The organism is Streptomyces sp. ITFR-6, from assembly GCF_031844725.1.
Classification (GTDB): domain Bacteria; phylum Actinomycetota; class Actinomycetes; order Streptomycetales; family Streptomycetaceae; genus Streptomyces.
Genome location: NZ_CP134612.1, coordinates 4,311,501 through 4,330,679, shown reverse-complemented (window position 1 = coordinate 4,330,679; position 19,179 = coordinate 4,311,501). Strand labels below are relative to the sequence as shown.

At 72.0% G+C, this 19,179-nt stretch carries 17 protein-coding genes; 9 read left to right on the top strand and 8 right to left on the bottom strand.

Annotation, left to right across the window (positions count from 1 at the left end):
* Window positions 1-275: 275 nt before the first annotated feature.
* The 5 genes from RLT59_RS19635 to RLT59_RS19615 form a co-directional block, all read right to left on the bottom strand.
* Entirely contained in the window at window positions 276-3,305 is a 3,030-nt protein-coding gene (locus RLT59_RS19635; protein ID WP_311304598.1) for an alpha-mannosidase, read from the bottom strand.
* A gap of 61 nt (window positions 3,306-3,366) precedes the next feature.
* The gene (locus tag RLT59_RS19630) at window positions 3,367-4,620 is read right to left on the bottom strand and encodes a glycoside hydrolase 5 family protein (protein ID WP_311304597.1); all 1,254 of its coding nucleotides are present in this window, start codon (window positions 4,618-4,620) and stop codon (window positions 3,367-3,369) included.
* Window positions 4,621-4,683: 63 nt separating this feature from the next.
* Complete coding sequence (locus RLT59_RS19625; RefSeq protein ID WP_311304596.1) at window positions 4,684-5,544, bottom strand: carbohydrate ABC transporter permease; 861 nt, start codon at window positions 5,542-5,544, stop codon at window positions 4,684-4,686.
* Window positions 5,541-6,485: a carbohydrate ABC transporter permease gene (locus RLT59_RS19620; protein ID WP_399125730.1), complete on the bottom strand. Its 945-nt coding sequence runs from the start codon at window positions 6,483-6,485 to the stop codon at window positions 5,541-5,543. The genes RLT59_RS19625 and RLT59_RS19620 overlap by 4 nt, the downstream gene beginning before the upstream one ends.
* An 8-nt stretch (window positions 6,486-6,493) precedes the next feature.
* Window positions 6,494-7,780 carry an ABC transporter substrate-binding protein gene (locus RLT59_RS19615; RefSeq protein WP_311304595.1) on the bottom strand — a complete coding sequence of 429 codons (1,287 nt, stop codon included), beginning with the start codon at window positions 7,778-7,780 and terminating at the stop codon, window positions 6,494-6,496.
* Window positions 7,781-8,192: 412 nt separating this feature from the next.
* On the opposite strand from RLT59_RS19615, the gene RLT59_RS19610 reads away from it, so the two are divergent.
* Window positions 8,193-9,212 (top strand): LacI family DNA-binding transcriptional regulator, encoded by a 1,020-nt coding sequence (locus tag RLT59_RS19610; protein WP_311307786.1) that lies wholly within the window; start codon window positions 8,193-8,195, stop codon window positions 9,210-9,212.
* A gap of 36 nt (window positions 9,213-9,248) precedes the next feature.
* On the opposite strand, the gene RLT59_RS19605 is transcribed toward RLT59_RS19610, so the two are convergent.
* A complete protein-coding gene (locus tag RLT59_RS19605) occupies window positions 9,249-9,572 on the bottom strand; it encodes a MerR family transcriptional regulator (RefSeq protein ID WP_311304594.1) in 324 nt (107 codons plus the stop codon).
* Window positions 9,573-10,218: 646 nt separating this feature from the next.
* Between RLT59_RS19605 and RLT59_RS19600 the strand changes: the two genes are divergently transcribed.
* From RLT59_RS19600 to RLT59_RS19580, 5 genes are all read left to right on the top strand, one after another.
* Window positions 10,219-10,665, top strand: a complete 447-nt coding sequence (locus RLT59_RS19600) for a hypothetical protein (protein ID WP_073733428.1) — start codon at window positions 10,219-10,221, stop codon at window positions 10,663-10,665.
* 3 nt (window positions 10,666-10,668) lie between these two features.
* Window positions 10,669-11,229, top strand: coding sequence for a toxin (locus RLT59_RS19595; protein WP_311304593.1), 561 nt, complete (start codon window positions 10,669-10,671; stop codon window positions 11,227-11,229).
* A gap of 60 nt (window positions 11,230-11,289) precedes the next feature.
* Window positions 11,290-12,609, top strand: a complete 1,320-nt coding sequence (locus tag RLT59_RS19590) for an MAB_1171c family putative transporter (RefSeq protein WP_311304592.1) — start codon at window positions 11,290-11,292, stop codon at window positions 12,607-12,609.
* Window positions 12,606-13,226 (top strand): phosphatase PAP2 family protein, encoded by a 621-nt coding sequence (locus tag RLT59_RS19585; protein ID WP_311304591.1) that lies wholly within the window; start codon window positions 12,606-12,608, stop codon window positions 13,224-13,226. The genes RLT59_RS19590 and RLT59_RS19585 overlap by 4 nt, the downstream gene beginning before the upstream one ends.
* A 141-nt stretch (window positions 13,227-13,367) precedes the next feature.
* Window positions 13,368-14,438, top strand: coding sequence for an NAD-dependent epimerase/dehydratase family protein (locus RLT59_RS19580; RefSeq protein ID WP_311304590.1), 1,071 nt, complete (start codon window positions 13,368-13,370; stop codon window positions 14,436-14,438).
* Between the two features lie 76 nt (window positions 14,439-14,514).
* Here RLT59_RS19580 and RLT59_RS19575 read toward each other — a convergent pair whose 3' ends face one another.
* Together RLT59_RS19575 and RLT59_RS19570 are read right to left on the bottom strand one after the other, a co-directional pair.
* Entirely contained in the window at window positions 14,515-15,621 is a 1,107-nt protein-coding gene (locus RLT59_RS19575; protein WP_311304589.1) for a sensor histidine kinase, read from the bottom strand.
* Window positions 15,618-16,595, bottom strand: coding sequence for a response regulator transcription factor (locus tag RLT59_RS19570; protein ID WP_311304588.1), 978 nt, complete (start codon window positions 16,593-16,595; stop codon window positions 15,618-15,620). Before RLT59_RS19570 ends, RLT59_RS19575 begins: the two co-directional genes overlap by 4 nt.
* A gap of 114 nt (window positions 16,596-16,709) precedes the next feature.
* Here RLT59_RS19570 and RLT59_RS19565 point away from each other — a divergent pair, with 114 nt between their 5' ends.
* The 3 genes from RLT59_RS19565 (at window position 16,710) to RLT59_RS19555 (ending at window position 18,993) form a co-directional block, all read left to right on the top strand.
* Window positions 16,710-17,423 carry a glycosyltransferase family 2 protein gene (locus RLT59_RS19565; RefSeq protein ID WP_399125725.1) on the top strand — a complete coding sequence of 238 codons (714 nt, stop codon included), beginning with the start codon at window positions 16,710-16,712 and terminating at the stop codon, window positions 17,421-17,423.
* A 68-nt stretch (window positions 17,424-17,491) separates the two neighbouring features.
* Entirely contained in the window at window positions 17,492-18,115 is a 624-nt protein-coding gene (locus RLT59_RS19560; RefSeq protein ID WP_311307785.1) for a TIGR04282 family arsenosugar biosynthesis glycosyltransferase, read from the top strand.
* Entirely contained in the window at window positions 18,112-18,993 is an 882-nt protein-coding gene (locus RLT59_RS19555) for a class I SAM-dependent methyltransferase (RefSeq protein WP_311304586.1), read from the top strand. Before RLT59_RS19560 ends, RLT59_RS19555 begins: the two co-directional genes overlap by 4 nt.
* Window positions 18,994-19,179: the final 186 nt, after the last annotated feature.

Below are 19,179 nucleotides of genomic sequence, written 5' to 3'. Positions count from 1 at the left end.
GAACCGGAAATACAAAAGTGCACCCACTCAGCCCATTTAGCCGAGGAGAGCACTTGGAGTCTTTGGGAACCACAACTGCAACTGAGATCTACAGTAGCACAATGAATGCGAGCGGGCGCGGCAAGTAATTACACTCCATCCGGCGTGTCATAAACCCTCATCGCACATTGCGTAAAATTCTGTGCTTGCCGCTGTAGATATTCACCGCCGAACGGGGCAGTGCTTAGCCGCCCGGTGCGGCGGCGGACAGATCCGCCGCCGCACCGGGCCGGGACTCAGCCGCGCGCGAACCTCAGCGTGATCAGCTCGAACGGGCGCAGCGACAGTTCGACAGCACCGTCACGGAGCTCGGGCGCCACCGCGTCGGGCAGCGGCCGCTCCAGCAGATCGGTCACCGCGAGGCCCTCGGCCCCGAAGCCGGTGGCGAGGCGGACCCGGGCCCGGCCGCCCGTCGACTCGTAGAGCCGCACGACCAGGTCGCCGCTCTCGTCGTCGGCCAGCTTCACCGCGCTGACCACCACCGCGTCGTTGTCGACGGCCACCAGCGGGGCCACCTCGCGGTCACCGGCGATCCGGCGCTCCGGCAGGTTGATCCGGAAGCCCTCCCGGACCGCGTCACCGATCGCCGCGCCCGGCGCGAGCGCGTGCCGGAAGCGGTGCACGCCCTGGTCGGTCTCCGGGTCGGGGAAGCGCGGGGCGCGCAGCAGCGAGACCCGCACGGTGGTGGTCGTGCCCGAGTCGGCGTCGCGGACGGTGCGGGTCACGTCGTGCCCGTACGTCGAGTCGTTGACCAGCGCCACGCCCCAGCCCGGCTCCTCCAGGTGCACGAAGCGGTGATTGCACGCCTCGAACTTGGCGGCCTCCCAGCTGGTGTTGGTGTGGGTCGCCCGGTAGAAGTGCCCGAACTGCGTCTCGGAGGCGTACCGCTCGGCGTGGATGTCCAGCGGGAACGCCGCCTTGAGGAACTTCTCCGTCTCGTGCCAGTCGACCTCGGTGTCGATGTCGAGCCGCTTGGCGCCCGGCGCGAGGGTCAGCAGCTGGCTGACCCTCGAGTCACCGAAGCCCCGGACGATCCGTACGGATACGGCGCCGCCTTCCTCGACGGGGGTGAGCTCGTCGAGGTCCGTCAGGTCGGTGACGGTGTTGCGGTAGAACGCGTCCACGTCCCACGCGTCCCACATGTTCGGGAAGTCGGGGTGGATCTGGAGCAGGTTCGCGGCCTGCCCCGGGGCCACCGTCTCCCGCCCGGCGGCGATGTCGTACGCCGAGACGACCAGCCCGCGCGCGTCGATCTCCACCCGGAGCAGACCGTTGTCCAGGACGAACCCGCCGCCCTCGCGGGGTGCGAGCGTGCCGCCTTCACCGGCCGTGACGGGCGCCGCCGCACCGGCCGGGACGCCGCCCCGGGCGTGCGGGGCGGAGTTGAAGAGGAGGGTCTCCCCCGTGGTGGAGTCACCGGCCAGGGCGCGCTGCGCGGCGTCGACGATGCCGTTCAGCTCCTCGGCGACGGCGGCGTACGTCTTCTCCGCCTCAAGGTGCACCCAGGCGATGGACGAGCCGGGCAGGATGTCGTGGAACTGGTGCAGCAGCACCGTCTTCCAGATCCGGTCCAGCTGCTCGTACGGGTAGACGGCCCCGGTCCGCACGGCGGCGGTGGCGGCCCACAGCTCGGCCTCGCGCAGCAGGTGCTCGCTGCGGCGGTTGCCCTGCTTCGTCTTCGCCTGGCTGGTCAGGGTGGCGCGGTGCAGCTCCAGGTAGAGCTCACCGACCCAGACGGGTGCGTGGGGGTACTCCGCCTCGGCCTTGGTGAAGAAGTCGGCGGGGGTCTCCCAGGTGACCGTCGCGGAGCCTTCGAGGCTGCTCAGCCGGGCCGCCTTGGCGATCATCTCGCGGGTGGTGCCGCCGCCGCCGTCGCCCCAGCCGGTCGGCGCCAGGGAGTGCTGGGCGACGCCCTTGTCCTTGAAGTTCTTCGCCGCGTGGGCGATCTCGCTGCCCTTCATCGAGCAGTTGTAGGTGTCGACGGGCGGGAAGTGGGTGAAGATCCGGGTGCCGTCGATGCCCTCCCACTGGAAGGTGTGGTGCGGGAACTTGTTGGTCTGGCTCCAGGAGATCTTCTGGGTGAGGAGCCACTTGGAGCCCGCCGCCTTGATGATCTGCGGCAGTCCGGCCGCGAAGCCGAAGGTGTCGGGCAGCCACGCCTCGTCGTTCTCGATGCCGAACTCGTCGAGGAAGAACCGCTTGCCGTGCACGAACTGACGGGCCATCGCCTCGGAGCCCGGCATGTTCGTGTCCGACTCGACCCACATGCCGCCGGACGGCACGAACCGGCCGTCCGCCACGGCCTGCTTGACCTTGGCGTAGACCTCGGGGCGGTGCTCCTTGATCCAGGCGAACTGCTGCGCCTGCGACATCGCGAAGACGAAGTCCGGCTCGTCCTCCAGGAGGGCCGTCATGTTCGACGTCGTACGGGCGACCTTGCGCACCGTCTCCCGCAGCGGCCACAGCCAGGCGGAGTCGATGTGCGCGTGGCCCACGGCGCTGATGCGGTGCGCGGAGGGCTGCGCGGGTGTCGCGAGGACGGCGGCGAGCTCCTCGCGGGCGGCGGCCGCGGTGCCGTTGACGTCCTGGAGGTCGACCGTGTCGAGGCAGCGGCCGACGGCGCGCAGGATGTCCCAGCGGCGGGCGCCGTCCACCGGCAGCTCCTGCATCAGCTCGCCCAGCACCTCCAGGTCCTGGACGAGGTTCCACACGTGCTCGTCGAAGACCGCGAGGTCCATCCGGGCCAGCACGTACTGCGGCTCGCTGCCCGCGGTCTCCTTGTCGCCCAGCTGGGTCGGCAGGAAGGGGTGGTAGTCGAGGATGACCGGGTTGGACGCTGCCTCGATGTGCAGCAGCACCTCCTCGCCGCCCGCTGCGGGGGCGCCGACGCGCACCCACTGGTTGCGCGGGTTGAGGCCCTTCACCGGGGTGCCGTCGGGACGGTAGACGAGGCCCTCGCACTGGAACCCCGGCATGTTCTCGTCGAAGCCCAGGTCGAGCAGCGCTTCCACGGTCCGGCCCGCCCACGCCTCGGGGACCGTGCCGGAGACCAGGAACCAGCTCGTGCCCCACGGGGCGCCCCACCGGTCGCCGACCGCGATCGGCTCCGTGGCACCGGCCAGGCCCTCGGCGACCGGGACCGGCTCGCCCGGAGCGTTCCAGACGGCGACGTCCAGCGGTACGGATTCCGGGTATACGGCCGGCCGGATGCGCTCGTCGAGGACGCGCTTCAGACGGGCTTCGACCAGGGTGCGGTCGTCGTGCATGAGGGTGGCTCCGTTGTGAGTGGGTGCGGGGGGTTACCGGGAGGCTTACCAGGGTGCTTGGTCAGCGGACCTCGTCGGGCGTGAGTACCTCGGTGATACCGCGCGCGGCGAGGTGGTCCGCGTCCCCGGCCATGCTCGCGAGGACGGTGGTGGGGCGTACGCCGTCCGCGGTGAGCCGGGCGAAGGCCTCGAAGACCTCGCCGCCGGGGGCGCAGGTGGAGCGGCGGGGCGCGGTCGTGTCGTCGCCGGTGTCGACGACGAGCGCCGTGGTGCGGGGCGCGGGCCGGCGGGTACGGGTGCGCTGCTCCTGGACGATCTCCGCGATGGCCCGGCCGGCCGGTTTGACCTGCCGGTCGTTGGTCAGCAGGCCGAGCCCGTATTCGAGTTCGGGGAAGTCGGCCAGCGAGCGGGACACGTCGTGGGAGCACCACCAGGTGACGCCCCAGACGTCCTCGCAGTCCAGCGCGTTCCGGACGGTCGCGGCGGTGAAGGCTGCGGCGTGCTCGGCCGGGATCAGCGGGGCGGGGGCGCCGACCTCCTGGAGCCAGACCGGGCGGTGCGGGTCGAGGGCCCAGGCCTTGGAGAGCTCGATCAGGTAGGCGGCGTGGTGCTCGGTGGCGGTGCCGGTCCTGCCGTGGCGCTGGGCGGTGCCGTTGAAGACCCAGGAGTGGACGGCGGTGACGGCCCCGATCCGGGCGGCGTGCGCGGGGGTGAAGGCGTGGTCGTCCTGGTACCAGGCGGCGTCGTACTCGGCGTGCAGGTGGAGCTTGCCGGGCGCCCCCTCCTCGCAGGCCGCCAGCATCCGGGTCAGCCAGCCGCCCGCCTGTTCGGGGGTGATGCGGTCCGGGTCGGGGTGCGGGTCCCCGGAGAACTGGTTGATCTCGTTGCCGAGGGTCATCCCGATGAAGTGCGGCCGGTCCGCGAGGGCGGCGGCCAGCGTCCGCAGGTACTCGGCCTGGCCGGAGACGACGTCGGGGTCCGTGAAGAGGTTGCGCCGGTGCCAGGTCCGGGTCCAGGCGGGCAGGAAGTCGAAGCTCGACAGATGGCCCTGGAGCCCGTCCACGCTGACGTCGAGCCCGCGTTCGGCGGCGGCGTCGGCCAGCTGCACGAGCTGCTCGACGGCGCGCGGGCGGATCAGGGTGCGGTTGGGCTGGAAGAGCGGCCAGAGCGGGAAGACCCGGATGTGGTCGAGGCCGAGACCGGCGATCGAGTCCAGGTCGGCCCGTACGGCGTCGAGGTCGAAGTCCAGCCAGTGGTGGAACCAGCCCTGGCTGGGCGTGTAGTTGGCACCGAAGCGAAGCGGGGAGGAGCTCATACGGAACAGGAATCCTGGTTCTGTGGTGCGGGTGGCGGCGTTCGGTCGGTCGGCGGGCAGCGCTCAGCCCTTGACGGCGCCTTCGCCGACACCCCGGAAGAAGAAGCGCTGCAGACCGGCGAAGAGCACGATGAGCGGGAGCACGGCGATGATCGTGCCCGCGGCGACGAGCCGTTCGTCGTTCGCGAAGGTGCCGTGCAGATAGTTCAGCCCGATGGTCAGGGTGAAGTGGTCCGGGTCGCTGAGGACGATCAGCGGCCACAGGAAGTCGTCCCACGAGCCCATGAAGGCGAAGATCGCGACGACGGCGAGGGTGCCCTTGACCGAGGGGAGCGCGATCCGCAGGAAGCGCTGCCAGACGTTGGCGCCGTCCACGAACGCCGCCTCCTCGATCTCCTGCGGGAGGTTCAGGAAGGCGTTGCGCATCAGCAGGACGTTCATCGCCCCGATGGACCCCGGCAGCAGCACCCCGAGCAGGGTGTTGTTCAGCCCGAGATCACGCATGGTGGTGAACTGGGCGATGATGATGCCCTCCACGGGCACCAGCATGGCGAGGATGAACGCCAGCGTCGCGGCCCGCCGCCCCCGGTAGCGCAGCCGGGCCAGCGCGTAGCCCGCCAGGGACGCGCCCACGCAGTTGGTGACCACGTTGGCGGCGGCGACCTTGAGCGAGTTGAAGGCGTAGTCCCACACCGGGATGGTGTCGGCGACCCTGCTGTAGTTGTCCAGGGTCGGATGGCTGGGGAAGAACTTCGGCGGCGAGCTGAAGATGTCCTCGCCCGGCCCCTTCAGGGACGTCGAGAGCTGCCACAGGAACGGTCCCACGGTCAGCACCAGTACGGCGAGCAGCAGCACGTAGCGCAGGACGAGCTGCCAGGGCGCGATGCGGCGCCCTTCGGCGTCGGTGGTCTTCAGGAAGCTCACGCGTCCTCCTTGCGGTCGGCGCGCAGCACCAGGAGCATCAGGCCGACGGTGACGACGAAGATGACGACGGAGATCGCGGAGGCGTAGCCGACCCGCCCGGTCAGCCCGGTGCCGACCCGCTGGACGAGCATCACCAGGGTGGTGTCCTCGCCGGCCGGTCCGCCGGAGGGGCCGGCCATCAGATAGACCTCGGAGAACACCTTGAAGGCGGAGACCGAGGACAGTGCCGCGACCAGCACCATGGTGGAGCGGATGGCGGGGACGGTGACGGTGAAGAAGCGGCGTACGATCCCGGCGCCGTCCACGGAGGCCGCCTCGTGCAGCTCGCGCGGGACGTTCGCCAGCGCGGCCAGGTAAATGATCATGTAGTAGCCCAGGCCCTTCCAGACCGTGACCGCCATCGCGCTGCCCAGCAGCAGCCACTGGTCGCTGAGGAAGCCGACCTTGCCGATGCCCACGGCCTCCAGGAGCGAGTTGATCAGCCCCCGGTCGTCGAGCATCCACACCCAGATCAGGCCGACGACGACGATGGACGCGACGACCGGGGTGTAGAAGGCGGAGCGGAAGAAGGTGATGCCGGGGATGTGCCGCTGGACGAGCATCGCCAGCAGCAGCGGCAGGATGACGAGTGCCGGGACGACGACCAGTACGTACAGCGCGCTGTTGCGCAGCCCGGTCCAGAACATCTCGTCGTGCAGCAGTTCGCGGAAGTTCGCCAGGCCGACGAACTTCCCCGGGACCAGGGTCCGCCGGTCGGTGAAGGCGTTGACCAGCGTGCTGAAGAACGGGTAGAGGCTGAACGCGCCGACCACGATCAGCCCGGGAGCCGCGAACAGCCAGGGGCTGAGGGGCAGATGGCGGCTGATCCGGCGGGCCCGCCGGGGGGCGGGGGCCGGCGCGGGTGCGGGGACGGGGGTGAGAGCGGGGGCGGGGGTAGTCACGAGGGGGCTCAGCTCTGCTGCAACAGCCGGTCACAGGCCTTGACAGCGTTATCAAGGGCTTCCTTGGGGCTCTGCTTGCCCTGCAGCGCCTTGGCGATCTGGTTGCGCAGCTCGGTCTTCATCTGCTCGCTGAACAGCACCGGGGTGTAATTGACGGCCGTCTTCAGGGACTTGGCGGCGGCGACCCGGACGCGGGTCTCGTCGGTGCCGTCCTCCTTGGTGAAGTACGGGTCGTCGAGCGATCCGGCGGTGCTGGGGAAGATGGCGACCTGCTTGGCGAACTCCATCTGCCGGGTCGCGTCGGTCATGTAGTGCGCGAAGGCCACGGCGGCGGGCTTCTGCTTGGTCTGGGCGTTCACCATGATGCCCATGACGTACATGTTGGCCTTGCCGGTGTTGCTGACCTGGTCGGTGATGCCGATGTTCTTGTAGAGGCTGGGCGCCTGCTTCTTGAAGTTGGCCAGGTCCAGCGCGCTGCCGGGGTTCATCGCCACGGACTCGGTGAGGAACTTGTGGCCGGACGACTCGGGCGTCGCGGTCAGCGCCTGCACGTCGAGCCCCTTGACGTCGTACAACTCCTTGTAGCGGGTGAGGAGTTCGATGCCCTTGGCGTCGTTGAAGGCGAAGCCGGTGCCTTCCTTGTTCATCAGCTGTCCGCCGTAGCGGCCGAAGTCCTCGATGGTGGGCACGTTCGCGAGCGCGGCGACCTTGCCCTTGCTCTTCTCGGCCAGCTTCCGCCCGTCGGAGAACACCTCGTCGTAGGTGGCCGGCGGCTTCTCCGCGTCGAGTCCGGCGTCCTTGAGGAGGCGCTTGTTGTAGAACATCGGCCCGGTGTTGAGGTACCAGGGGAAGGCGAACGTCCCTTCCGTGCCCGGTATCTGATGGCTCTGCCAGGCGCCCGGCAGATACTCCTTGCGGTACTTGGCCGCCGCCTTGTCGAGGTCGAGCGCGATGCCCGCCTCGGCCAGCGGCGCCACCAGGTCGGGCGAGACGTTGACGACGTCCGGCAGGGTGCCGCCGGCCGCGTCCGCGCTGATCTTGTCCGCGTAGCCCTCGCCGGGCCGGTCGACCCACTTCACGTCCGTGCCCGGGTACTTCTTCTCGAAGTCCGCGATCACGCCGTTGAAGTAGTCCTTGAAGTTCGCCTGGAGGTTCCAGGTCTGGAAGGTGATCTTCCCTTCGACCTTGCCGGAGGCGTCGGACGAGCCCGAACCCGATCCGCCGCCACAGGCGCTCAACGGCAGGACAGTTGCGAGGACGGCGGCAGTGGCGACTGCTCTGCGAGAGATGCGCACGGTGAACGGCTCCTTTGCTCGGACCAGGCGTGCGGACGGCGGACCGGAGGTCACCGACCGGCCGGATGCGTTCGCCCAGCAGACCCTGCAATGCGCGTGACGGAAAGTCAATACATTCCCTGCAATGAGCTCGCATCTTTCGGCATACCAGCAGGTCAGCGCGGTGTGGCAGCACATTCAAGATCAATGACTAATGCGCTTTAGGTGGTCACAGCTCAAGCGCATTAGTTGTCTGAGCTCCGCACTCTCGCCCCATGCCCGCGAAGGCTCTACGATGCCCTCCGGGGGAGAGCGAACCCGACGACCCATGGCAGCCACAGGGAACGCAGGAGAGAGGCACTCGGTGACACCGAAGCGGCCGCCGGCCGGGGACACCTCGCCGGCCAGACGGACGCCCGCGCGACGGCCGACCATGAAGGACATCGCCCAGCGGGCCGGGGTGTCGGAGAGCGCGGTGTCCTTCGCGCTCAACGACCGCCCGGGGGTCTCGGCCGTCACCCGGGACCGGATCCGGCGCGTGGCCGAGCAGTTGGGCTGGCACCCGAGCACCGCCGCCCGCGCGCTGTCCGGCGAGGGCTCGGCCACCGTGGGTCTCGTGGTGGCCCGCCCGGCGGCCAACCTGGGCGTGGACTCCTTCTTCCTCCAGCTGATCTCCGGCATCCAGGAGGTCCTGGCGGAGCGCCGGCTCGGGCTGCTCTTCCAGGTGGTGGAGGACGTGGCGGCCGAGTGCGCGGTCTACCGGCGCTGGTGGGCGGAGCGGCGGGTCGACGGGGTGCTCGTCGTGGACCCGCGCACCGACGACCCCCGCGTCGGCCTGCTGGACGAACTGGGCCTGCCCGGCGTCGTCATCGGTGCCCTCCCCGGCAGCGACACCGGCCCCCACCCGGGCCTCTCGCAGATCCGCGCCGACGACGCGGGCGCGATGGCGGCCGTGGTCGGGCGGCTGCACGAGCTGGGCCACCGGCGCATCGTGCACATCGCCGGACTTCCCTCACTGGCCCACACCGACCGGCGCATCCGGTCCCTGCGCATCGAGGCCGACCGGCGCGGACTGACCGAGGCCCACTCGGTGACCACGGACTACTCGGACACCGAGGGCGCGGCGGTGACCCGCCGGGTGCTGGAGCACGGCACCCCGCCGACCGCGATCGTCTACGACAACGACGTGATGGCCGCGGCCGGGGTGGCGGTCACGGCGGGCCTGGGCTTCCGGGTCCCGGCCGATGTCTCCGTGGTCTCGTGGGAGGACTCCGCGCTGTGCCGGCTGACGGCACCGTGGCTGACCGCGCTGTCCAGGGACACGGTCGCGTTCGGCCGGCTCGCGGCGCGGGAGCTGACCGCACTGCTCGACGGCGGCACGGCGCACACCATCCAGGTGCCGCTGCCCCGGCTCATCGAACGGGGCAGCACGGCAGGGGTGAGCGGCGACTGAGAAGGGGCGGGGAGGAGGGGCCTCGAAGGAGAGGTCCTACGGCGTCGGCCTGCGCAGTTCCTCGTTGAGCCGGAGCGCCTCTTCGAGCTGGTCCTCCAGGATCACGATGCGGCAGGCGGCGTCGATCGGCGTGCCCCCGTCGACGAGCTCCCGGGCGCGGGCGGCGATGCGGAGCTGATAGCGGGAGTAGCGGCGGTGGCCGCCCTCGGACCGCAGCGGGGTGATCAGCCTGGCCTCGCCGATCGCGCGGAGGAATCCGGGGGTGGCGCCGATCATCTCCGCGGCGCGGCCCATGGTGTAGGCGGGGTAGTCGTCGTCATCGAGACGGTCGGCGGGATGCGGAGGGGATTCTGGGGGCATGGGCACCTGCCGCGTGTCGCCGACTTCGTTGACCGGAGGAGAAACTCTCGTTGTGCGAGCCATCGTCTCTATCATAGCGGCGACAGATTTCCCTGGCCGGACGGGGGAAGTTATCTGAGCGGGCCGCCTTGGTGCCGCCTCCGCGGGGCCCGGCCGCCGGGTCCGTCAAGAACACTGACCGGCGGGTCAGTTGATGACTGCCTGCCGTCGGGCCATAATGCACGTGTAGCCCTTCACGCATCCCCCGTCGTGAAGGGCTACACCCCTGTGCGCGACCGGGCGCACCGGACCGCGGGACCGGGTGCGCGAGACCCTGCGTGTCCCACCCGCCACGGAAGGCACCGGTCGTCACGGAAGGCGCCGGTTCACCGCAGGCGCCATCACCGAATTTCACGGGCAAGGGGCTCCCCTCGTGGTCCCCTGCCCGTGTTTTTTCGAGTTAACAGTGACGTAGAGTATTTGCGCAACCCTGATCCTGGCCCCCGGCACGGGATGTGCCACTACGTCCCCGTTAGGAATGCGCTCACGGCTCCCCGCACTGGGGACGGCGGACCGGAGTTGGTTACAGTACGAGCCCGTTGACCGAATCGGACACCGCGCGGCACCGGACAGAACCCGGGCGGGGCCCGGAGACGTGGGGGGCCGGATGGACAGCGGAGAAGAACGCGCACCGGAGCTGCGGACGCTGCGGCAGAAGGTCGAGTACATGGTCGAGAAGACCTTCCCCGGCCGGAAGATCTCGGGACGGGTCTTCGCGGACCTGGTCAGAGAGCGCGGCGGATCGCTCTCGCACAGCTACTTCTCCAACATCCTGGCCGGCAAGGTCACCCAGCCCTCCGAGGACATCCTCAAGGCCCTCGGCCTCGGCTTCGGCGTGGACTGGCGCTTCTTCAAGGAGGAGTCCGAGGTCGTCGACGACGTGGTGGACGGACTCCAGTTCCTGGCCAAGCGGCGTACCGGCGACATCAGCGGCGTGGCCGGCCGGGGCCTGGACGAGGACGGACTCCCCCCGGAGCTGCTGCAGTTCGCGCTGTCCCTGCTGGAGGACGCGAAGAACCGGCAGCGCCCGGCCGACGGCGGACCCCGGAGCTAGGGCATGTCCCTGCGCGAACTGCGGAAAGAGTGCGAGGCCGGACTCGCCGGGCTTCCGCTGCCCGCCCCCTTCACCGTCAAGGGGCTGGTCGCGAACATGAAGGCGGCCGGCGGCCGCAGCATCGTGCTGCACGAGATGCCGGACCGGCTGGCGCGGGTCAACGGCGTCTGCGGGCTGCGGCTCAAGGCCGGCGGGACCAGCTTCGTGCTCTACCGGCGGCGCCCCACCGCCTACCAGACGCAGCACGTCATCCTGCACGAGCTGTGCCACGAGTGGTTCGACCACGGCACCTCGCTGGACACCGAGCAGCTCCAGCGGCTGCTGCCCGTCTTCGACACCTCGCTGATCTCCCGGGTCGTCGGCGCCGACGCGCTGCGGTCCCCGGACGCCGTACAGGCCCGCGCGGCGTACGACACCCACGACGAACGCATGGCCGAATTCGGTGCCTCGCTCATCCCCCGACTGGCCAGAGACGTGACGAGCGATGACATGGTGGGGCGGCTCGCCAACTCGCTCTCCCGCCCGGTCGCCCACCGCCGCCGCGGCCTGTTCCGCCGTACGTAGCACCGGAGCGACGTCCGTTCCGCAGCCGAACCGTTTCCCCCCACCCCGAGGACTTCCGACGTGACCCCGCTCGACCTCGCCGGCTACCTGATAGCCGGCCTGATGACAGCCGTCGCCCTGTGGCGCATGCCGGCCGCCCTGCGGGGCGACGAGGCGGACAGACGCCGCCGGGCCCTGTGGGGCTGCTACGCGGGATTCGCCGCCGCCCTGTGGACCAAGACCCGGGCCGTGCGCATCGGGCTCAACGACAGCTCCGTCACCGACCTCTCCGTGCTGATCAAGCACTACACGGCGACGATCGCGATCCTGGCCATCCTCAGCTACATCGTCGCCATCTACGGCCAGTACGCCGACGACGGGGACATCCCCCGGCACGTACGGTTCGCCCGGCTGATCCAGCAGGTCGCCACCAAGGCGTCCGTCGCCACGCTGGTGCTGCTGACGGTGCTCTTCTTCACCGTCGTCGACCGTTCCGTCCCCTCCGACCGGTTCGTCGCCGACCACGCCGGGCAGTGGGGCGCGACGCTCTACATGAGCGTGTTCTACCTCTACCTCGGCACCGCCTCCGCCGTCTGCGCCTACCAGTGGGCGCTCGCCACCGCGAGCGCGCGGCTACGGCTGCTGCGGATCGGCCTCGGCATGATGACGTTCGCGATGTTCATCGGGGTCGGCTACACCGTCAGCCGGACGCTGTTCCTCTGGGTGAGCGTGATCGACGATCCGAGCGAGGCGTTCGCGCTGCGCTTCGACGAGATCACCGAGGCCTCGCAGGTGGTGCTGTTCGCGTTCTTCGCGGTGGGCGCCTCCATCCCCGCCCTGGGCAACGTCCGCCGCCGCGCGAAGCTCTGGCGCGCCCAGGTCCGGCTGCACGCGCTCTGGTACGAGCTGATGACGGCCTTCCCCGACCAGCCCTTCGACCCCCCGGCGCCCCTGGTCCGCGAGCTGACCCGATTCGGCACCCCGGCCGACCTGCGGATCGACCGCTGGGCAGCGGACATCGCGGACGCGGTGGAGAAGCTGCGCCACTACGCCCCCGGCACCCTGCTCACCGCGGCGGGGGCCGCTGCCGGGGCCGGCGACGGGGACAGGGACCGGACGGGCCCGCTCACCGAGGCGTACTGGATCAAGGCGGCCCTCGCGGCGCACGCCGCCGGTGTGGCTCCCGGGGACGCGGCGGCCGTCGGCAGCCGGCACGCGACCGACCAGGACGGCGAGGTCGCCTGGCTGGTCCGGGTCGCCGCCGCGTACCGCACGGTCACGGCGGAACAGGCCCGGCGGATCCTGGAGTCCTCCGGAGCGGCGGAGTCCGCCGGGGCAGCGGAGCCCTCCGGAGCGCCGCAGCCGTCCGAAACAGCAGCAGCCAAGGAGCAGACAGCATGAGCACCACCGGCACCGCCGACGGCACCGACAGCTCGCCGGAGGACGCCCGTACGACCTCCACCGCGCGTACGGTCACCGATGTCTTCCAGCCACGTAATCTCCTGCTCGCCGGGATGCTCGCGACCGGGTCCGCGGCCGCGGGCGAGTGGACGGGGCTGCTGTGGGGGCTGCTCGGCGCGCTGTGCGCCGGGATCATCCCGGCCGGCTACATCGAGTGGGAGCGCGGGCGCGGCACCTGGGGCGACCGCCATGTCGTCGACCGCACCAAGCGGGCCCCGATCTTCTTCGTCATCCTCGGTTCCATAGGCGTCGGTTCGGCGGTCATGGTGCTCGGCGGCGCCCCCTCCGGCATCCTGACGGCGATGCTCGGGCTGTGGGCGATGACGGTCGTCCTGCTGGCCGTCAACACGGTCTGGAAGATCTCGGTGGACGCCTCGGTCGCCTCCGCCGTCGTCGCCCTGCTCGCCGTGGTCCACTCGCCGTGGTGGCTGTTCGGGTACCTGATGACGGCCGCCGTGTGCTGGTCGCGGGTCGTGCTCGGGTACCACACGGTCAGCCAGGTGACCGCCGGTACCGCGCTGGGCGCGGCCACCGCGTGCGCGTTCCTCTTCGGCTGAGCCGGGCGCCCGCTTCGGCTGAGCCGGGCGCCCGCCGGGTGACCGGTGACCGTCCCGCCGAACGGGTCCGGTTCTTACGGCTCCGTGACGTGCCGACCGGGAAACCGCGCCCGCGGGCCGTGGCGCCCTAGCGTGGCCGTCATGCGCGTACTGGTCACCGGCGGAGCCGGGTTCATCGGGTCGGAGATCGTCCGGACCCTCACTTCGGCCGGGCACGAGGCGGTGGTGCTCGACGCCCTGCTCCCCTCGGCACACGGCGCGGCGGCGGATCTGCCGGACGGCAGCGGGATCATCGTGGCGGACGTGCGCGACCGCGAGGCCGTGGACGGTGCGCTGCGCGGCATCGACGCCGTGTGCCACCAGGCGGCGATGGTGGGCCTGGGCAAGGACTTCGCGGACGCCCCGCTGTACGTCGGCTGCAACGACCTCGGCACCGCCGTACTGCTCGCCGCCTCGGCCGCCGCCGGGGTGCGGAACCTGGTGCTCGCCGGGTCGATGGTGGTCTACGGCGAGGGCCGCTACGAGTGCCCGCGCCACGGGCAGGTGCGGCCGGGGCCGAGGGCGGAAGCGGATCTGGCCGAGGGCCGGTTCGAGCCCCTCTGCCCGTCCTGCGGTACGGAACTGACCCCGGGTCTCGTCGGTGAGGACGCGCCCGTGGACCCGCGCAACGTGTACGCGACGACCAAGCTCGCCCAGGAACACCTCGCCGCCTCCTGGGCGCGCGCCACGGGCGGCCGGGCGGTGTCGCTGCGCTACCACAACGTGTACGGGCCGGGGATGCCGCGCGACACCCCGTACGCCGGAGTCGCCTCGTTCTTCCGCTCGTCGCTGGCCCGGGGCGAGTCGCCGCAGGTCTTCGAGGACGGCGCCCAGCGGCGGGACTTCGTCCACGTACGGGACGTGGCGGCCGCCAACGCGGTGGCCCTGGAGTCCGTCGCGGGGCTGGGTGCGGGCAGCTTCGCCGCGTACAACACCGGGAGCGGGCAGCCGCACACCATCGGGGAGATGGCCTCCGCCCTGGCCTCCGCCCATGGCGGTCCGGCGCCTCGGATCACCGGTGAGTACCGGCTCGGAGACGTACGCCATGTCACCGCCGACTCCCGGCGGCTCCGCGACGAGCTGGGCTGGAAGCCCACGGTGGGCTTCGCGGAGGGGATGGCGGAGTTCGCGGCCGCCCCGCAGCGGGACATGGCCGCGAGCCCTGCCCGCTGACCGGGCTCACGGCACCGGGCCGCATACCGGGGCCCACCGCGCCGGTCCGTTTACCGGGCTCACCGCACCGGTCCGCTCACGCCACCGGCAGGGTGACCTCGAAGCAGCAGCCGCCGGTGACGTTGCGGACCTCGGCCCGGCCCGCGTGTGCCTCGACGATTCCGCGCACGATGGCGAGCCCCAGGCCCGCGCCTGCCGGAGGTGTACGGGCGTGGCTGCCGCGCCATCCGGTGTCGAAGACCCTGGCCAGGTCCTCTTCCGGGATGCCGCCGCAGCCGTCGGTCACCGACAGGACCACGCCGCCGCCCGTGCGTTGGGCGGTCACCGCGACGGTGCCGTCGGCGGGGGTGCGGCGGATCGCGTTGATCAGGAGGTTGCCCAGGACCCGGCTCATCTCCTTGCCGTCGACCTCCACCGGCACCGCCTCGATCCGGTCCCCGACCAGCCGTACGCCGTGTTCGCGGGCCAGCGGGTGCGCACCGGCGAGCGCGTCGCCCACCAGGTCGTACACCGAGATCCGGGTGGGGCTGAGGGTGAGCGAACCGGCGTGGATGCGGGAGAGCTCGAAAAGGTCGCCCACCATGTCGTTCATCCGCTCCACCTCGGTGCGTATCTGCCGCAGATAGCGCCGCGAGTCGACGGCCATCCCGTCCTCCAGCGCCTCCGACATGGCCCGCAGCCCGGCCAGCGGGGTCCGCAGATCGTGCGAGATCCAGGCGACGAGCTCGCGCCGCGAGGTCTCCAGGGCGCGCTCGCGCTCCCGTGAGCTGTCGAGCTTGGCGCTGGTGGCGGCCAGTTCCCTGGTGAGCGAGGCGAGTTCGGCGGTGGCCGGGGTCGCGGGGGCCGCGAAGGTGCCGCCGTCCCCGAAGGACCGGGCGGCGAGGGTCAGGTCCCGGCTGCGCGCGGCCACCCAGCGGCCGAGCAGGATCGCGGTGGCGAGCGAGACGACGGCGGCCATCGCGACGACGGTGGTGACCACGGAGAGGTCGTGCGGCGACAGGAACATCGCCCAGGCGACGGCCAGCGTCCCGGCGAGCATCGCGGTCACGGCGACCGCGGCGACCACGGTCAGCGAGACGACGAGCGAGCGGTGCCGGAAGAGCCGCAGGACGAGTGCGCCGAGCAGCCCGGCCGCGGCGGCGCCCAGGAACGCGAACAGCGCGATGAGGAGGATGTCGGTCACGACGGCTCCCCCGGACCGGCGGGGCCGTCCCCCGGAGCGGTCGGTACGTCCTCCGGACCGGCGGGGCCGTTCTCCGGAGCGGCGGGTTCGTCCCCCGGTGGCAGGTCCAGCCGGTAGCCCACGCCCCAGACCGTACGGATCAGCTCCGGGCGGGCCGGGTCCGCCTCGACCTTGCCGCGCAGCCGGCGTACATGGACCGTCACCGTCGACAGGTCACCGAAGTCCCAGCCCCACACCTCGCTCATCAGCTCCTCCCGGGTGAAGACCCGGCCCGGGTGGCGCAGCAGGAAGGCGAGCAGGTCGAACTCGCGCAGGGTGAGGGCCAGCGCCCCGCCCTCCCGGGTGGCGCTCCTGGCCGCCGGGTCGAGGACCAGGCCCGCGCCCCGGAGCGGCGCGGAACGCCCGGCGGGTACCGGGGCCGCGTGGGCGCGGCGCAGTACGGAGTCGACGCGCAGGACGAGTTCGCGGGGGCTGAACGGCTTGGTGACGTAGTCGTCCGCCCCGGTCTCCAGGCCGAGGATCCGGTCGTCCTCGTCGCCTCGCGCGGTCAGCATGATGACGGGCACCCGCCCGTGCGCCCGCATCCGCCGGCAGACCTCGAAGCCGTCCATGCCGGGCAGCATCAGGTCCAGCACCACCAGGTCGGGGCGGCGGCGCGCGAAGCACTCCAGCGCCGCCGGTCCGTCCGCCGCACGGGCCACCTCGTAACCGGCACCGGTCAGGTACCCGGCGACGACCTCGGAGACGGTCGGATCGTCGTCCACGACGAGGACATGGCCGGGGCCGGGGACGGGAACGGGGACGGCACCCGGGGCGGAGGCGGGTGCAGGGACGGCACCTGGGGCGGAGGCGGGCGCGGGACCCGGGGCGGGCACGGGGGCGGGGCCGGACGCGGACGCGGGGCCGGGGCCGGGGGGTTCGCTCGCGGCTCCCCGGTCCTCGGGCGCCGGACGGGCCGACGGGGCAAGCTGCATGACTCCAGCGTGGCACCCGCCCGCCGCGCGCCGGACGCGCGGACACCGCCACACGGTCGATGTCCACGTTTCGTAAGAATCCGTGGCCCGAATTGTCGGTTTCCTCTCCGTAGGGTGAGCCGGGTGACCGACTCCTCCGATAACTCCGCCCCCCGCGCCGACATCGTGCTGCCCTGTCTGGACGAGGCCGCCGCCCTGCCCGCGGTGCTCGGTGCGATCCCGCGCGGCTGGCGCGCGATCGTCGTCGACAACGGCTCCACCGACGGCTCGGCCGAACTGGCCCGGTCGCTCGGTGCGACGGTGGTGCACGAACCGCGCCGCGGCTTCGGCTCGGCCTGCCATGCCGGGCTGCTCGCCGCCGAGGCGGAGTACATCTGCTTCTGCGACTGCGACGGCTCCCTGGACCCGGGGCTGCTCCCCGGCTTCGTCCGCCGGATCGCGGACGGCGAGAGCGATCTGCTGCTCGGCCGCCGCCGCCCGGACCGGCTCGGCGCCTGGCCCCTGCACGCCCGTGCGGGAAACCTGGCGCTGTCCCGGCTGCTGCGCAGACGTACCGGGCTCCGGCTGCACGACCTGGGCCCGATGCGGGCGGCGCGCCGGACGGACCTGCTGGCGCTCGGCCTCACCGACCGGCGCAGCGGATACCCGTTGCAGATGGTGGTGCGGGCGGCGGACGCGGGGCTCCGGGTCGCGGAGACGGATGTCCCGTACCTCTCGCGCACCGGGAAGTCGAAGGTCACCGGCACCTGGCGGGGCACCTGGCACGCGGTGCGCGACATGCGCGCCGTGCTGGGCGAGGCCCCGGTCCCGGTGGGGGTGTCCCGGTGACCCCGGCCGCGTGTACCGGCGCGGGGACGGGAGCCGAGCGCGGCACCGGACCCGCCGGTGCGGTGACCCTGCTGGTCATCGCCAAGGAGCCGCTGCCCGGCCGGGTCAAGACCCGGCTCACGCCGCCCTTCACCCCGCAGGAGGCCGCACGGCTGGCCGAGGCCTCGCTCGCGGACACCCTGCACACCGTCCTCGCGCTGCCCGCCGCGAGCCGGGTGCTCGTCCTGGACGGGGCGCCAGGACCCTGGCTTCCTCCGGGCATCGAGGTGGTGGGCCAGTGCGCGGGCGGTCTCGACGCCCGGCTCGCCGGCGCGTTCGCGGGCAGCACCGGGCCGGCCCTCCTCATCGGCATGGACACCCCGCAGTTCACCGCCGCCGATCTGGCGCCCGCGCTCTCCCCCGGTTCCTGGGACGGCTGCGACGCGTGGTTCGGCCCGGCGGAGGACGGCGGCTTCTGGGCGCTGGGGCTGGCGGATCCGGACCCCGAGCTGCTGCGCGGGGTGCCGATGTCCGTGCCGGAGACCGGCGCGGTGCAGCGCCGCCGGCTGGTCGACGCCGGACTGACGGTGCGCGATCTGCCCCGGCTGCGGGACGTGGACACGGCGTCCGACGCCGTGGACGTCGCCGGACGGGCTCCGCACGGCCGGTTCGCCGCCGCACTCGCCGCACTGAGCGGGGCGGGTGCCCGATGAGCCGGACGGCCCCCCGACACGAAGCGGCACCCCTCCACGAGGCGGTCCCCCGACACGAAGCGGCACCCCGCCACGAAACAGTCACCCAGCACGAGACGGTCCGCCCGCCGCGCCCGGACGCCACCTCCTGGAGCACCGACCCGTACGCCAACGCCCTGCGCAACGGCCACGGTCCGCTCTTCCTGCGCCGTACGGACGGCTGGCTGCTGCCGCTGGCCGTGGAGCGCTGGTGCGCGGGCGCGGACGCGGCGGACCTGTCGGCCCTGCACCGCTGCGAGGGCCCCGTCCTGGACATCGGGTGCGGGCCCGGCCGGCTCGTCGCGGCGCTCGCGGCCCGAGGTCACCGCACCCTCGGCATCGACGTGAGCGAGGCGGCGGTGGCCCGCACCCTGCGGCTCGGCGGCTCCGCGCTCCACCGCTCGGTCTTCGAACCGCTGCCCGGCGAGGGCCGCTGGGGCACCGTCCTGCTCGTCGACGGCAACATCGGCATCGGCGGCGACCCGCGCAGGCTCCTGCAACGGACTGCTGCCGTGCTGGCACCCGGCGGGCTGCTCATCGCGGAGACCTCGCCGCAGGACATCGACGAGCGGGTCCGGGTCCAGCTGGACGACGGACGCGCCGGCCGGGACCTGTCGGCGCCCGCCGCGCCCTTCCCGTGGGCCCGGCTCGGCACCCCGGCACTGCTGCGGTACGCCGGACTCCTCGGCTGGCACACGGCCGATCAGTGGGAGGCGGACGACCGCACCTTCGTCGCACTGCGCCGCAGCCGGAAGGTCCTGACGACCAGCCACAGCGCCGACAGCACGCAGAGCGCGGCCGTAATCAGCAGCCAGTTCCCCAGAAACACATCGGGGGAGAGCCCGGTCGCCGGTTCGTAGCGCTCCGTGTGCCGGGTGATCAGCGGCCACCACACCAGCAGGAGCAGGCCCGACAGGAAGACGGGCACCCGGACGAAGTCGACCAGGCCGGGGCGCGGACCGAGCGCGCGCAGCAGCAGCCGGTCCGCCGCCGCGTACAGCGGCACCAGCACCAGATCGTGCACGAGGGCCGCGCCGACGAACCAG

Excerpts from the sequence above, each read along its gene's own strand:
- RLT59_RS19585 (WP_311304591.1), top strand. The coding sequence starts at position 12,606 with ATGAGCACCACCGGCACCGCCGACGGCACCGACAGCTCGCCGGAGGAC.
- RLT59_RS19605 (WP_311304594.1), bottom strand. The coding sequence starts at position 9,572 with ATGCCCCCAGAATCCCCTCCGCATCCCGCCGACCGTCTCGATGACGAC.
- RLT59_RS19635 (WP_311304598.1), bottom strand. The coding sequence starts at position 3,305 with ATGCACGACGACCGCACCCTGGTCGAAGCCCGTCTGAAGCGCGTCCTC.
- RLT59_RS19555 (WP_311304586.1), top strand. The coding sequence starts at position 18,112 with ATGAGCCGGACGGCCCCCCGACACGAAGCGGCACCCCTCCACGAGGCG.
- RLT59_RS19600 (WP_073733428.1), top strand. The coding sequence starts at position 10,219 with ATGGACAGCGGAGAAGAACGCGCACCGGAGCTGCGGACGCTGCGGCAG.
- RLT59_RS19630 (WP_311304597.1), bottom strand. The coding sequence starts at position 4,620 with ATGAGCTCCTCCCCGCTTCGCTTCGGTGCCAACTACACGCCCAGCCAG.
- RLT59_RS19580 (WP_311304590.1), top strand. The coding sequence starts at position 13,368 with ATGCGCGTACTGGTCACCGGCGGAGCCGGGTTCATCGGGTCGGAGATC.
- RLT59_RS19595 (WP_311304593.1), top strand. The coding sequence starts at position 10,669 with ATGTCCCTGCGCGAACTGCGGAAAGAGTGCGAGGCCGGACTCGCCGGG.
- RLT59_RS19570 (WP_311304588.1), bottom strand. The coding sequence starts at position 16,595 with ATGCAGCTTGCCCCGTCGGCCCGTCCGGCGCCCGAGGACCGGGGAGCC.
- RLT59_RS19610 (WP_311307786.1), top strand. The coding sequence starts at position 8,193 with ATGAAGGACATCGCCCAGCGGGCCGGGGTGTCGGAGAGCGCGGTGTCC.